The sequence below is a fragment of the Paenibacillus sp. Marseille-Q4541 genome (genome assembly GCF_018310695.1).
GTDB lineage: Bacteria > Bacillota > Bacilli > Paenibacillales > Paenibacillaceae > Paenibacillus.
This window is the reverse complement of record NZ_JAGXCY010000007.1, coordinates 111,090-125,145: the sequence shown is the minus strand read 5'-3', so window position 1 is coordinate 125,145 and position 14,056 is coordinate 111,090. Positions and strand designations below refer to the sequence as shown.

Below are 14,056 nucleotides of genomic sequence, written 5' to 3'. Positions count from 1 at the left end.
GTTATTCAAAATAGATCCATTTTTATTCCCTATTATACTGTTTCTCTTCTGTAAAAAAAGAAATCCCCTGGCACGAAGCTCAAGGGGTCTTGCTTTTTCCGAGTGGAGGCGCCTGCTCATGTAATTGTTCGAACACCCAAAGCGCACTTCCTACATAGTTTACCAGCACACTGCAAAGGGTCGCCAGCAGCTTGCTGGTAAAGAGGGGAATACCAAAATAATAATAGGCAACATGCAGCGTACCTACAGATATCATAAGGGTAATGATACTAAGTGAAATAAAGCGGATGAGTTCACCAAAACTCCGATGCTGCGTGGATGCAAAAGTCCATCTCCGATTCCATAAGTAGCTGTTCAGCATACCAACGACGTAGCTCACTACCTGAGCAGGCACAACAGACAGTGAGCTGAGGCTGAGCAAGAAAAACACCCCAAGATCAACTGCTGTATTCAACATACCTACTAATGAGAATCGAAAAAAGGAACCCTTATTTACAGCCCGCTTCATTTTCTCTCACCCGTGTAAACATAAAGTTTATTACTATTATTGAAACCGGCTGGCGATCTTCCTACGCTAGCTGAATTTCCTTGTTCAGACATACTGCCGGAGGCAGAATCATTACTGGTAGATTCGGTCTCATCTTTCCACTCTGATTGCGGCACTTCTTCCGTATGTTCCATAATCCAGTTCGTAAGCTCCGAGGATTGACCTCCTCGGCCCCTACCACCCGAACCTCCAGACGAAATATAGAAATACGTGATTTCTCCTGACTCAGCTAGACTAGCTAACTCATCAACCGTCAGAATAGAATCACTGCCCGAATATCCTCCCATCGTCATCACTGCATGATCGGTTGCCAGCTGAATAGGAGCTGCCTCTTCATGGCTTTGTGCGGCCACAATATAAGTTTCCCCATCATAATGCTCTTCTAAATATTTCATCAGACCGATATCTTCCGTCATTGTCTGCTGACCTCTGGAGCCGCTAAATCCACCTGGACTGTTAAGCGTGGGACCGGCAACTGGAAGCTTACTGTTATCTCCGTATAGTATTGGAGTCATGGACCAGTAGAACGGTGCAATGAGCAGAAGAAACATAGCGATAGAAGAAGCAAGCCGTAGATTCCTCGGAGACAACAATCGTTTTAACTGTATCCCTATTAGGATCAGACCGACTGCAACTGAAACTCCTCCGATAACATAAGCAAAAATGCCATTTCCACCGGTGTTCTCAATCAAATACGCTTGCGTGAGTCCTGTCACGACGACACTGCAAGGAAGAAGCCATTTCAATCCCCTTTTAGCATCCTTAAAGTCACCGTATAATTTCATCCAGCCTATGGCGGTAAGTGCCGCAATAGCAGGGGCAAGCATCGTAAGATAATATTCATGAAAAAAGCCTGCAATGCTGAAAAACGCCGCGACCGGAAGCAGCCAAGCGTACCAGAACATCGCTTCCTTTTGCTCATTGTTCAAGAGCCTTCTTCTCCATACCCCTTGGAATATGCCGATACTTGCAAGCAGTACAAAGGGTAAAAACCAACTAGCTTGGCCCCCAAGAGAAGCATTAAAGAGTCTGAACACACCCGCTTCACCAAGATTAAATCCGCCTCCTCCTGCTCCCCGGCCACCCGTAAATGTTGGGCGGTTCATAGGTTGTCCATTCTGGGGAGACTGCCGTTCTCCTTGATCGGTAGAAAGGGTGCTTTTTGAAGGCACGGAGCTGCTATGTTGATATTCCGTCGTCACATTCGAAGCGCTCGCCGCAGAATCGGAGTCATCCGTCTCTCTAGCATTAGGCGGTGCCGTGTCTGCCGAGCTACCTTCTCTGCTTTGACTTGGCGGTGTCCCCCCACTCCCTCCACTATCTCTTCCAAGTAACCTCATCGCACCGTTATATCCAAATGCAAGATCCATTACCGAATTCGTCTCGCTGCTCCCAATATAAGGACGCTGATCCGCAGGAACAGAATCTACATAGAGCCCCCACGAAAGAGATACCACGAGTAAAATGCAGACTGCCGGTACCAGCTGCATCAGCTTCATTTTCAGTGAATATTTAGCTGCAATTAGATAAAACAAATAAAACGCAGGTAATACCATAAAGGCTTGCAGCATTTTAGCGTTAAAACCGATTCCCACCATAGCAGAAGCAAGAAGCAAGTACTTCCATTTCTTCTCCCGAACCGACTTGAACAAAGCCCATGTCCCGGTCATGAGCAGAAGCAGGAGGATAGGGTCCATATTATTCGTCCGATTCACAGCGACAAATACAGGGGTTACCGCAAGAATAAGACTTGCTAGTCGTGCTGTTCTAGCACCGAAACGTGGTTTCATTATGAAATACATTAAGCTTACTGAAGCAACGCCCGCGAGTATACTCGGCAGAATAATAGCCCACCCTTTGAAGCCAAATACATAAGCAAAAGCCGTCTGAACCCATAAAGAGACCGGAGGTTTATCCACTGTAACAAACCCGGCTGGATCATATGAGGCATAGAAAAAAGCATGGAAATTCTGAAGCATGCTTTTGACCGCGACCGCATAATAGGTATTTCCATATCCTTCTTCCCATACCCGAAAAAATTGAAGGAAGAAAGAAAGGATGACAATGCCGATTAGCCAGGGATCCATTCTTTTTTTCATAATCCGTTCACTCCGCTCTCCACCGTGTTATAGTCACCCAAACTTTCTGGTCTTAAGAGATTTCTTCTGATTGTAAGTACAGACAATATAGCGGAAAATAATGAACTGAATATGAACACCTAAAGCTTCAAAAAACATAGAAAAAACCACGCTCTCTGCGTGGTTTCATTCGCATTCTATATATCGCCTAGGCCGGAAACTAGGTCCATACTTGCACTCAAACTAGCTATAGCAGAGGAGAACGTTTGACGGATACACTTGAGTCTCTGACGATAAGCCTTGGTTCGAACTGTACTTTCTCGTACGGACCTTGATTATTTTCTCGGATTCGCTTAATAAGCAGTTCCGTCGCTAGACGAGCAACCTCATCACCCAAAATGGTAACCGAGCTGATCTGCGGAGAAGTGAGCGTCGTCCAAAGGTTGTTATCAATCCCTACAATGGCCACATCTTCTGGCACTCGTACGCCCAGTTCCTTGAACCGATTTGCAATTCCGATCGCAATCATATCATTACAAGCATATATCGCATCTGGCATATCTTTCAGACTATAGAAGTAATTTGCCGCTTCAAATCCAGTCTGGAGTGAAAAGTCATCCCCGAAAAAAGTTAATGAAATATCGACCTGTGGCAGCGCACGCTCATAGGCGAGATACCTCTCTTCTATCATATCCTTGGCCGCTCCGGCATAAGCAATCCGTGTACGGCCAATCTTATGCAGATGCTCCATAACGAGGATCCCTTCCTGCTTAGCCATACAGACAATATCCGCTTTATATTCAGGACCCAGCTTCTTACCATAATTAATAATGGAGATCGGCACGGGTGATTTATTAATCACATCAGCCAGTGTTTTCGGATAAGCTAGTGGCAACATAATCAGTCCATCTACGTGAAGTTTCTTCACTTCTCGAATGGTTTCTAGCTCTGCTCTGGCATTCCCCGAAGTGTTGATTTGTACCACACGATATCCGTATTGTTTGGCTGACTGCTCTACAGACCAAGCAATTTCAGGCATAATCGCGTTCCGAATATCAGAGACAACAAGTGCAATCTGATTCGTCTGGCGTACTTTTAAACTTTGCGCCGAAGTATTTGGAGTAAATCCCAGCTCTTCTATAGCTTCCAGGACTTTCGCCTTCGTCTTGGCACTGATTCCGCTGGCATTATTAATAGCTCTGGAAACGGTCGCAATCCCAACCCCCGCCTTTTGAGCCACGTCTTCAATTGTAACTTTCTGATTACTGTTATTTTTCACGCGCTTAGCAGCCTCACTTTAAACTGGAATCGTTTCCTGTTTTATAGGTTAAATAGAATTCTATTTTTATTATAACATAGCTGATTTCTTACGATGAGCTTGTCCCATAGGCATACCGCCTTCTTCCTTAATTCCATTCACAAAATTGACTTAAAATATCGATGATTGATTGACAACATATAAAAAATGTGACATATTTGAGTCGGAAACGTTTCCTAAAACTTTTTATTTTTTCGGTTTATGAACCGATTACGAATTCCATTTTTATAGAACCAAGACATTCAAGAGACGAAGCAAACTGCTTGTCAGATTTGCTAGTGAGCTAACTATTTCAAGGAGATGAATGAATATGAAAGCGCTTAGATGGCATGGTGTAAAAGATCTTCGTATTGAACAAATCGAGGAGCCTAAGGCTCTTCCTGGTAAAGTGAAAATCAAAGTCGAGTGGTGCGGTATTTGCGGAAGCGACTTGCATGAATATACGGCTGGGCCCATCTTCATTCCGGGTAGCGAGCCACATCCCCTTACAGGAGAACAAGCACCTGTTGTCATGGGACATGAATTTTCCGGGCAAGTGGTTGAGATCGGAGAAGGAGTAACGAACATCCAAAAAGGTGACCGTGTTGTTGTAGAACCGATCTTTAACTGTGGTAAATGCACAGCGTGTCGACAAGGGAAATACAATCTTTGTGAGAAAATGGGGTTCCTCGGTCTTGCAGGTGGCGGAGGCGGTTTCTCCGAATACGTTGCTGCTGACGAGCATAGAGTACACAAAATCCCTCAAGGCGTCTCCTATGAACAAGGTGCTTTGGTGGAACCTTCTGCTGTTGCTCTTTATGCTGTACGCCAAAGTAAATTAAAAGTAGGCGACAAGGCTGTCGTTTTTGGTGCAGGACCGATTGGATTGCTCGTTATCGAAGCACTGAAAGCTTCCGGTGCCTCCGAAATTTATGCAGTTGAGCTCTCACCAGAGCGTAAAGAAAAAGCAGCAGAACTTGGTGCACTCGTGATTGATCCGAAAGAAGTCGATGCAGTGCAGGAAATTCACCGCTTAACAAGCGGAGGCGCTGATGTCGTATACGAAGTAACCGGTGTGCCTCCAGTGCTGGAACAAGCACTCGAGTCCGTTAAAATTGGCGGGGAGCTTATGATCGTCAGCATTTTCGAAAAAGAAGCCCCAATTATGCCGAATAAAATTGTTATCCAGGAACGGAGCATCTCCGGTATTATCGGATACCGCGATGTATTCCCAGCAGTTATCAGTCTCATGGAAAAAGGCTTCTTCCCTGCTGATCAACTGGTGACCAAACGAATTAAGCTCGATGACGTCATTGAGCATGGATTTGAAGGTTTGCTGAAAGAAAAGAATCAAGTGAAGATCCTTGTTAAAGCAGAATAAATGTTTCAGCAGAAGGCTACTGTATTTACAGTAGCCTTCTTTGTGTTTTCTCTCTTATTTTCCAAGAATATATGGCAAAGTAATATCCTGATCACTTCCTTATACATATACATATATCTATATTTTATGTTATAATAATCGAATTACGATTTGCATATCCAGAAGTGACTTATATATAGGAAAAGAAACAATAATAGCGTACAGGAGGTACAACTACTAATGAACACTAAATCAACGGCGCAAGCCAAACAATTGAAAGATATCCCTTTCTCCATTCTTGATTTAGCCACAGTTACAGAAGGTTCCAATATCTCGACTGCGCTAAAAAATTCACTGGATATTGCTAAGCTAGCCGATGAACTTGGATATAACCGTTTCTGGTTGGCTGAACATCATAACATGCCCGGTATTGCAAGCTCAGCTACTTCTGTAGTAATTGGTCATATCGCTGGCGGAACGAAGCGAATTCGTGTTGGTTCCGGTGGAATTATGCTGCCTAACCATGCCCCCCTCGTCATAGCAGAGCAGTTCGGTACACTGGAATCTCTATTCCCGGGACGGATTGACCTTGGACTTGGACGCGCTCCCGGTTCTGACCAGCTCACTTCCCGTGCCCTTCGCCGTGGACCCGGCAGTGACGGACAGGATTTCCCGCAGCGTCTGGAAGAGCTGCAAAATTATTTTCATCCTACATCAACATCGTCCATGCAGGTTCACGCCTACCCTGGACGTGATCTAGACCTTCCGATCTGGCTGCTCGGTTCGAGCGGCTTCAGCGCAGAACTCGCTGGACGTAAAGGACTTCCGTTCTCATTTGCAAGTCACTTTGCACCAGACTACTTACTTCCTGCGCTGGATCTCTACCGGACAAGTTTTGAACCTTCTGAAGTACTAGACAAACCTTATGCCATGGTGGCTTTAAATGCTTTTGTAGCAGATACAGATGAACAAGCTCATTACCTGTCCACTTCACATAAGAGACAATTCCTGAATATGATCCGCGGTCGCTTCGGGCTGATGCAACCTCCGGTAGATGAACTGGACTGGAACATGCAAGAGAAGGCGATTGTGCAGAATCAGCTTAGCTACTCCGTCATCGGCAGTCCGGACAGCGTGCGTGAACAACTGGAACGATTCCTCGCCCAAACGGATGCGGATGAATTCATCATGACGACGCCGATCTATGATCATCAGGCAAGACTTCATTCCATCAAACTGCTTGGAGAACTGATGAACAAGTAACAAAATATGAAGCAACATATAAAAAACGCCAAGAAGACAGATATCTGATATCACTGTCTCTTGGCGTTTTTTTCGAATCTTTTATTCCTTCGGCTCTTCCTTCGTCTCACGCTTCGCTTTTTTTGGCTTCGCCAAATTTTCTGTAATCTTCCTTCCCGTCGGGGTCTGTGCAAGACCACCTTGTGCAGTTTCCCGATGGCGGCTTGGCATCGCACTTCCTACTTCCAGCATGACACCAATGACTTCATCCGAAGGAATGGCACTTCTTACTCCTGCCAGCGCCATATCCGCGGCCGCTAAGGCCGTTACCGCACCTAGGCCATTCCGGACGATACATGGAATCTCAACAAGTCCGGCTACCGGATCACAGATGAGACCTAGTGTATTTTTAAGTGCGATTCCTACCGCATGAACCACTTGTTCAGGTTTTCCCCCGCGCAGTTCAACCATGGCTCCGGCTGCCATCCCAATTGCAGAACCTACTTCAGCCTGACATCCACCTTCTGCTCCGGAAATAAAAGAATTATTCGCAATTACATAACCGATCGCTCCGGCACAAAACAATCCATTCACCATATGTTCGTCGCTCCAGCCAAATCGCTCTTGCGCACTAAGAAATACTCCCGGTATGATGCCTGCTGAACCGGCTGTAGGAGTAGCGACAATCCGTCCCATTGAAGCATTAACTTCGGACACACCGAGCGCATATGCCATCGCAAGTGTAGAAGCATCGCCGGAGCAACTTTCGTTATTTTGCAAATAATCGCGGACCCGCTGACCATCCCCGCCTGTAAGCCCGCTACGCGAAGTTGTATCCTCGGTCATTCCTTTATGAACCGCTTGCTTCATAACCTCATAATAATCAGCCATTTGCTGTACAACCTCTGCCTCCGGTGTGCCCGTTTCCTTCACTTGCTCTTCGATCATCAAGGCACCGAGGGTCTTGTTCTCATCCGTACAAATTGTATTCAGTTCACTCAGATGTTTAAAACGCATCCTAGTCAGCTCCTTTTTTCAAATCAATTACTTTGATATCCAAAATGTGAGGCAGCTGAATCAGTCTCGTAAGCACATCGGTACAAGGAATTGTATCCATCTCCATCGCGGTCAGTGCTTCGCCTTCTCTTGCCTTCCGATCGACTTGCATAAACCCAATATTGACTCCGGATTCACTGATAATAGACGTAACCGAAGCAATGACCCCCGATTTATCGGTGTGCCGAAGCACAAGTGCCGGGAAATCTCCGGTAAGCTGTACCCTGAAATCATTCAAATGGGATACGACGACACTACCGCCTCCAATAGAAGCTCCCATCAGCGTACACGTATTTTCGCCCGCCTTCAGTTCAAATTTCACTGTATTCGGATGCGTTGCAGGAAGACCGCTCGTCACAATCTCATAATCCATGCCAAGCTTCTCCGCCCATTCCTCTGCATCAGGAATACGGGGATCATCGGTTGCCATATTCATCAGCCCGCTAAGCAGAGCTAGATCCGTACCATGGCCTTGATAAGTCTCAGCAAAAGAACCGTATAAAATCATTTTCGCTTCAGTAGGCAGTTCACCAAGCCACTGACGAGCGATTCGGCCAAGCTTGACGGCTCCTGCCGTATGGGAGCTGGAAGGTCCCGTCATTGCTGGCCCTATTATTGAAAAAACATCCTTAAACCTCATGTTGACTCCCCCCATGGTTAGCATATATACATTGCACGTGAACACTGCAGGATCATAAGCCTACATTTTCTCGCAAAAAAGGACAGAAAAAGGGTGTCATCCCCTTTCTCTGTCCTTGGTACCTGAAAGTTTCGTAAACAACAGATGCCTTCTTATCATATCTGCTGTTACTTACCCCTTTGGCGGCTCATAGGCTCTCTCCAGAGTTACGTCGGATCAAGGTTCATTCTACCTGAGAGATTCCACTAGTTAAGCTGGGTGCTTAACCGCTTGCTCCTTCGGTGTCATGCATATTTATGCATAATCTCTCCCATTGATCGTCATCCGCATTACATATTCATTTTATCTCATATGTTCAGATTAATCGATTCAAGGCAGAAGTGTCAATAAAAGTAACGAATGAAAAAGCGAAAGAGTTTTGATTGTGTTATATAATCTAACATAACACCGAAATGATTGCGACATTTTGTATCTTCTGCTTATTTTATTGTATGCAACACTGGATAAACGGTCCTTCCAAGCGCCTGTATGTACAGCTTTGGTTTTTACTTTTATCCGTTGAGAAGATTTCTTGTCTCTTTACTTTCCCCCTCATCAGACGTCTTTTATACATCTATGATCTCTTTATCGCACATGAACTGTTCTCTACAGATGATGGTTCATCGTTCTCTTTTCTTCATAATAAGAAAGGGTAGACTTCTTCAATCCCGCTCCCCACAACAGAAATGAAAGTAAGATTAGAACAACCGACACCGATAGATATACAAGTCTTAACGAGAACAATTCAGCAATAACGCCAAACGTAACAATGGCAACAATCTGTAGTAAGCTAATCAGAAGCCCGAACGCACTCGTGATTCTTCCCATCAGCTCAGCAGGCACATTATTCTGATAAAAGGTTGCCATCCCTGTATTTGAAAAGGAAGAAAAGAACCCAAGTATCATAAATCCCGCCGTTGCGACTGTAAAAGAGCCAGACACAGAGAAGATCAAATACCCCACAGATACTAGTAGCATTCCTCCACCGAGCATATGCTTCAGCGGCATCCATTTCGCAAGCAGGGAATTAACAAAGGCACCTGCAACGCTGCCTGCCCCCGTCAAACTAACAATGACACCATATTCGAGTTCCGATAAATCCAAAGTCTGCCGGATAAACACGACTTCCTGTGAATCAAGCGCCATCCCTAGCAGCAAGATCAGATGATACAAGCAATATACAAACATCACATAAAAGGACATTCGGCTAAACCTCAGCACCTCTATCCAGTCATTTTTAATCATATGTACGGTCAATCTTTTACTTACGCCTGGATCTACCTCTACTACATCAAGTCTTGGAAGGAAGAACAAGAGCAGTGCAGAGAACAGAAAGGAAGCCGCATTTATATAAATGGCAATATCGGGTGTGGTATACATAAGCATGATTCCCGTTATCGCAGGTCCGATTAAGAAAGCACCTGAAGTGGTCAGTCCCTGAAAAGCATTAAACTGTTTCCGGTCTTCTTCCGGTACAAGTCTAACGATATACACCTGCGAAGCAGGCTGAAAAATAGAAGATGCCATGCTGACAAACATCAAACAGACGTACATCATCCACAGCTCCGGTAATATGGGCAGTATAGCCACAAGGATAGCCCGAATGATATCAGTCAGAATCATAAGTTGCCTTTGGTTATACCGATCGACAATACTTCCAGACCAAAACTTCGTAAGTACAGAAGCGAGCGGAGCAATGATCCAGAGTCCCGCAACCGCCGCAGGCGATCCGGTCATATTTAGAATCAGAATATTGATTGCAATAAGATAGATAAAGTCTCCGATCCTGGAGATACCGATACTGCCAAGTAGTATCCCTTTTCCCCACCAATGGTTGTAGTGGTTACTCACAGCCATCCGAATCCTCTTCCCTTCGCTCATCTAATAGTAGATACCTACATAACTACACGCTACGTTCCATTATATCGGAGAAACTATGTATATATGGTAAAATCTGATTCTTGTGAAAAATAAAAACACAGCCGTGAGACACAGGCTGTGTTTTTCATGTACATTGTATAAGTTTTAACCGAATCGACCCATAATGTATTCCTGTGTCGACTGATTCTCTGGATTGGAGAAAATCTTTTCCGTAACATCCCGTTCAATAAGATTACCCATGTAAAAGTAGGATGTAAAATCAGAAATCCGCGCTGCTTGCTGCATGTTATGAGTTACGATAACGATACGCAAATCTTTTTTGAGCTCCGTAATTAGCTCCTCAATCTTCCCTGTGGATACCGGGTCTAGTGCCGAGGCTGGTTCATCCAGCAATAGAATCTGCGGTTCAACGGATAGTGCACGAGCGATACACAGACGCTGTTGCTGACCACCGGACAAAGCAAGAGCAGAATCGTTCAGACGATCCTTTACTTCATCCCAAAGCGCTGCACGGCGCAGGCTTTTTTCAACCAGCTCATCTAGCTTTTTCTTATTTTTCACTCCGCGGTATTTCGGTCCGAACGCAATGTTATTGTAAATTGATTTATGAAAAGGATTCGGCTTCTGCCACACCATTCCGATTTGCTGGCGAAGCTTGATAACATCAGTACCCGGTGCATTGAGGTCCTTGCCATCCATCCAAATGTGGCCGGTAACTCTTGCACCTGGAATCTCATCATTCATCCGATTCAAGGAACGCAGAAATGTAGATTTCCCACAGCCCGATGGACCAATAAGTGCCGTTACAGTATTCTCGGGAAATTCCATGCTGATTTGCTTTACCGCTTCTTTTTCCCCGTAAAAAACGCTTAAATCTTGTGTACTAAATGGTTGTTGTGACATTACAGCTGTACCTCCCTATATACGAAAAAAAACGATTAGTTCATGCGTTTAGCAGCTGTCATACGGCGGTATACAAAACGTCCGAGCCAGCGAGCAAACAGGTTGAACAGAAGAACCATAATTACTAGAACTGCGGAAGCACCCGCTGCGATCTCAGCAGCATCCGGTTTAAGCTGCTCACTATTTACTTTCCAGATATGCACAGCTAGCGTCTCTGCCGGGCGCATCGGATTCAGCGGAGATCTCTCACTAAACGGATTCCAGTCTGTAAAATCAAGCGGCGGACTACTCATTCCCGCAGTAAACATCAGGGCAGCCGCTTCACCGAAGATCCGGCCAGCAGCAAGAATTGTTCCTGTAATCATTGTCGGTAGAGCTACAGGAAGAAGAATGGAGGTAATAATCTTCCATTTGGACAATCCTAGTGCAAGACCAGCCTCTTTCTGTGCGGTAGGCACAGACCGGAAAGCTTGTTCGGTTGTACGTACCATCAGCGGTAAGTTAAATACTGCGAGTGCAAGTGCACCCGATAAAAGCGAGAATCCAAAACCAAATGTGTTAACAAGTACGAGCAAACCGAACAAACCGATAACGATGGATGGGAAGGAAGACAATACTTCAACAACCAAACGAATAAAGTTTGTAATTTTACCTGGTTTCGCGTACTCAGCCATATAAATACCGGCTCCCCATCCGAGGGGAATCGTAATAATTAAGGTAAGGACGAGCAGGAAGATGGAGTTAAAGAGTTGGGGTCCAATTCCGCCGCCGGCACGTAGATTTTGCGGTTTGCTGGTTAGGAACTCCCAGCTGATCTGTCCAATCCCACGAAAAATAATAAATCCGAGAAGTCCGGCAAGGATAGCAACAATCGCAAGTGCAAAAGTAACGATGACTGCAGTTGCAATTTTATCCACTGTTTTTGGCTTCATCATACCCGATTTCTCCTTTCAAGCAAGCGAACAAGTAATACAAAGACAAAGGTCATAAGAAGCAGTACTAGTGCCATACTCCACAGCGCATTGTTGTGAACCGAACCTGTCGCTGTATTCCCCATACTCAGCGTAATTACACTGGTCAGTGTTGAAGCAGATTCCAGAAGAGAACCTGGAATATGTGGCGCGTTACCAATAACCATCTGTACAGCGAGTGCTTCACCGAAGGCGCGTGCCATACCGAGAACAACACCTGTCAGTAGCGCGGGAAGCATCGTTGGAATGACGACTCCGATAATTGTTTGCCAGCGAGTTGCACCAAGTGCATAAGACGATTCTCTCAGCCCGCCAGGCAAGGAGGATATCGCATCAGCCATAATACTTGTAATTGTTGGTAAAATCATGACGGATAGCACTAAACATCCAGCCAAAATCCCAACACCTGTACCGCCAAAAATGGAACGAATGAGCGGAACAATCACCGTAAGACCTACAAATCCGTATACAACGGAAGGAATACCGGATAAGAGTTCAATTGCTGGTTGCAGAATTCGTTTTCCTTTTCCCGGTACTATCTCTGTCATAAATAATGCAGCACAGAGTGCGAGTGGGCTTGCAATGAGAGCAGCGAGAATGGTAACCGTAAAGGAACCCACAATAAACGGCAAAGCACCGAAGGAAGGTTCCGGAGCCGTTGGACTCCAGTTGCCTGATGTAAAGAACTGAAAGAGGCTTACACCATCTTTCACAAAAGTTGTTAATCCTTTTGAAGCTACAAAAAAGACAATAGATACAATAACGACAATTAAAAATACGACACAAATGGAAGTATATATTTTACCGATCCAATCTTCGTAAAAATGCTTTTCCCGTTTGGGACGAGGCTGTTCCGCATGTTCCGCGTTCGTTAGACTCATCAAGAACCATCCTTTTAAACCAGTTTAGTAGAATTTGTATATCATCTCGAGAACCGAACGAAAGAGGTCGAGCTTAAAATCTGCCCGCCTCTTATCGATCTATATCGCGTCATTTTCTTTGATATGGTTACTTTTATTATTTGTTAGTAACGTTACCTTCCACATCACGCACTACTTCCATACCGTTTACTGGAATGTATCCAAGGTCTACAACATAACCGTTTTGAATGTCATCAGACAACATGTAGTCTAGGAATGCTTTAACAACTTCATTAGGTTCTCCGTTTGTATACATGTGCTCGTAAGCCCATACCGGATATTTACCAGTTTCGATGTTCTCAACAGTCGCTTCTACACCTTCATACTTAATTGCAGTAATGCTGTCGTCGAGATAAGAAAGAGCGAGGTAACCAATAGCTCCTGGTGTTTCTGTAACGATTTTCTTAACTGTACCGGAAGAATCTTCTTGAATAGATCCTTGTAGGTCTGGTGCGCTCTCGCCAAGTGCATATTTTTCGAAAGTAGCACGAGTACCTGAGCTTGCAGGACGGTTAACGATAACGATCGCTTGATCCGCTCCGCCTACTTCTTTCCAGTTCGTTACTTTACCAGTGAAGATATCAACCAGTTGTTGTTTCGTAAGGTCAGTAACACCTACATCTTTGTTAGCTACAGCAGACATACCTACAACAGCTACTTGATGGTCAACCAAAGCCGCTGCTTTATCAGCATCTAGCTTTTCTTCTGCAAATACGTCGGAGTTACCGATATCTGCTTGTTTGTCAGAAACTTGAGTCAGCCCTGTTCCACTACCGCCACCTTGAACTTGAACGGTAATTTCCTCGTTACCTTTAACAGCCATAAAGTCTTGTCCAGCTTGGTCAACCAAAGGTTGAAGTGCTGTAGATCCAACCGCGAGAATTGAACCGCTTAATTGTTTTGGTGTTTCTGCATTATCTGTATTTCCAGAACCAGCCGTACCCGTGTCTGAGCCTGATCCACAAGCTGCCAATACGACGGTCATTGCGAGTGTTGTCATCATTAAAGGAAATTTCTTTGCTTTCTTGAACATGTTAGGTTGTCCTCCCCCAAATTGTGTGTGGTGTTTTATTTGTTTACCACGTTTGACTATGTTCTTATTGTAAAGCGGGTGCATCATCA

12 protein-coding genes and 1 riboswitch are annotated in these 14,056 nt (G+C 44.9%); of the genes, 2 read left to right on the top strand and 10 right to left on the bottom strand.

All coding sequences use genetic code 11. From position 1 onward, the window contains the following. Window positions 1-79: 79 nt before the first annotated feature. The 3 genes from KFT32_RS10745 to KFT32_RS10735 form a co-directional block, all read right to left on the bottom strand. A complete protein-coding gene (locus tag KFT32_RS10745) occupies window positions 80-508 on the bottom strand; it encodes a GtrA family protein (RefSeq protein ID WP_211747189.1) in 429 nt (142 codons plus the stop codon). After that, the gene (locus tag KFT32_RS10740; RefSeq protein WP_211747188.1) at window positions 505-2,646 is read right to left on the bottom strand and encodes an ArnT family glycosyltransferase; all 2,142 of its coding nucleotides are present in this window, start codon (window positions 2,644-2,646) and stop codon (window positions 505-507) included. The genes KFT32_RS10745 and KFT32_RS10740 overlap by 4 nt, the downstream gene beginning before the upstream one ends. 226 nt (window positions 2,647-2,872) lie before the next feature. Further along, window positions 2,873-3,904, bottom strand: a complete 1,032-nt coding sequence (locus tag KFT32_RS10735; RefSeq protein WP_211747187.1) for a LacI family DNA-binding transcriptional regulator — start codon at window positions 3,902-3,904, stop codon at window positions 2,873-2,875. A 349-nt stretch (window positions 3,905-4,253) separates the two neighbouring features. Here KFT32_RS10735 and KFT32_RS10730 point away from each other — a divergent pair, with 349 nt between their 5' ends. Together KFT32_RS10730 and KFT32_RS10725 are read left to right on the top strand one after the other, a co-directional pair. Further along, window positions 4,254-5,303 carry a 2,3-butanediol dehydrogenase gene (locus tag KFT32_RS10730; RefSeq protein ID WP_211747186.1) on the top strand — a complete coding sequence of 350 codons (1,050 nt, stop codon included), beginning with the start codon at window positions 4,254-4,256 and terminating at the stop codon, window positions 5,301-5,303. 219 nt (window positions 5,304-5,522) lie between these two features. Further along, a complete protein-coding gene (locus KFT32_RS10725; protein ID WP_211747185.1) occupies window positions 5,523-6,545 on the top strand; it encodes an LLM class flavin-dependent oxidoreductase in 1,023 nt (340 codons plus the stop codon). 81 nt (window positions 6,546-6,626) lie between these two features. Here KFT32_RS10725 and sdaAA read toward each other — a convergent pair whose 3' ends face one another. The 7 genes from sdaAA to KFT32_RS10690 all read right to left on the bottom strand — a co-directional run bounded on the left by sdaAA (window position 6,627) and on the right by KFT32_RS10690 (window position 13,967). After that, window positions 6,627-7,541: an L-serine ammonia-lyase, iron-sulfur-dependent, subunit alpha gene (gene sdaAA, locus KFT32_RS10720; RefSeq protein ID WP_211747184.1), complete on the bottom strand. Its 915-nt coding sequence runs from the start codon at window positions 7,539-7,541 to the stop codon at window positions 6,627-6,629. Between the two features lies 1 nt (window position 7,542). Beyond that, on the bottom strand, window positions 7,543-8,220 hold the full coding sequence (sdaAB, locus tag KFT32_RS10715; protein ID WP_211747183.1) for an L-serine ammonia-lyase, iron-sulfur-dependent subunit beta: 678 nt from the start codon (window positions 8,218-8,220) through the stop codon (window positions 7,543-7,545). Between the two features lie 210 nt (window positions 8,221-8,430). Beyond that, a riboswitch (glycine riboswitch) is annotated at window positions 8,431-8,543 on the bottom strand. A gap of 322 nt (window positions 8,544-8,865) precedes the next feature. Next, complete coding sequence (locus tag KFT32_RS10710) at window positions 8,866-10,116, bottom strand: MFS transporter (RefSeq protein ID WP_211747182.1); 1,251 nt, start codon at window positions 10,114-10,116, stop codon at window positions 8,866-8,868. Window positions 10,117-10,284: 168 nt separating this feature from the next. Beyond that, on the bottom strand, window positions 10,285-11,043 hold the full coding sequence (gene pstB, locus KFT32_RS10705) for a phosphate ABC transporter ATP-binding protein PstB (RefSeq protein ID WP_211747181.1): 759 nt from the start codon (window positions 11,041-11,043) through the stop codon (window positions 10,285-10,287). A 35-nt stretch (window positions 11,044-11,078) separates the two neighbouring features. Continuing rightward, a complete protein-coding gene (gene pstA, locus KFT32_RS10700) occupies window positions 11,079-11,975 on the bottom strand; it encodes a phosphate ABC transporter permease PstA (protein ID WP_211747283.1) in 897 nt (298 codons plus the stop codon). Continuing rightward, the gene (pstC, locus tag KFT32_RS10695; RefSeq protein WP_211747180.1) at window positions 11,975-12,895 is read right to left on the bottom strand and encodes a phosphate ABC transporter permease subunit PstC; all 921 of its coding nucleotides are present in this window, start codon (window positions 12,893-12,895) and stop codon (window positions 11,975-11,977) included. Before pstC ends, pstA begins: the two co-directional genes overlap by 1 nt. A 136-nt stretch (window positions 12,896-13,031) precedes the next feature. Further along, entirely contained in the window at window positions 13,032-13,967 is a 936-nt protein-coding gene (locus KFT32_RS10690; RefSeq protein ID WP_211747179.1) for a phosphate ABC transporter substrate-binding protein PstS family protein, read from the bottom strand. Between the last annotated feature and the right edge of the window lie 89 nt (window positions 13,968-14,056).

Bases quoted from the DNA above. Each gene is read 5' to 3' on its own strand.
- pstA (WP_211747283.1), bottom strand. From the start codon at position 11,975: ATGAAGCCAAAAACAGTGGATAAAATTGCAACTGCAGTCATCGTTACT.
- pstB (WP_211747181.1), bottom strand. From the start codon at position 11,043: ATGTCACAACAACCATTTAGTACACAAGATTTAAGCGTTTTTTACGGG.
- sdaAB (WP_211747183.1), bottom strand. From the start codon at position 8,220: ATGAGGTTTAAGGATGTTTTTTCAATAATAGGGCCAGCAATGACGGGA.
- KFT32_RS10745 (WP_211747189.1), bottom strand. From the start codon at position 508: ATGAAGCGGGCTGTAAATAAGGGTTCCTTTTTTCGATTCTCATTAGTA.
- KFT32_RS10740 (WP_211747188.1), bottom strand. From the start codon at position 2,646: ATGAAAAAAAGAATGGATCCCTGGCTAATCGGCATTGTCATCCTTTCT.
- KFT32_RS10690 (WP_211747179.1), bottom strand. From the start codon at position 13,967: ATGTTCAAGAAAGCAAAGAAATTTCCTTTAATGATGACAACACTCGCA.
- KFT32_RS10710 (WP_211747182.1), bottom strand. From the start codon at position 10,116: ATGGCTGTGAGTAACCACTACAACCATTGGTGGGGAAAAGGGATACTA.
- KFT32_RS10725 (WP_211747185.1), top strand. From the start codon at position 5,523: ATGAACACTAAATCAACGGCGCAAGCCAAACAATTGAAAGATATCCCT.
- KFT32_RS10730 (WP_211747186.1), top strand. From the start codon at position 4,254: ATGAAAGCGCTTAGATGGCATGGTGTAAAAGATCTTCGTATTGAACAA.
- sdaAA (WP_211747184.1), bottom strand. From the start codon at position 7,541: ATGCGTTTTAAACATCTGAGTGAACTGAATACAATTTGTACGGATGAG.
- pstC (WP_211747180.1), bottom strand. From the start codon at position 12,895: ATGAGTCTAACGAACGCGGAACATGCGGAACAGCCTCGTCCCAAACGG.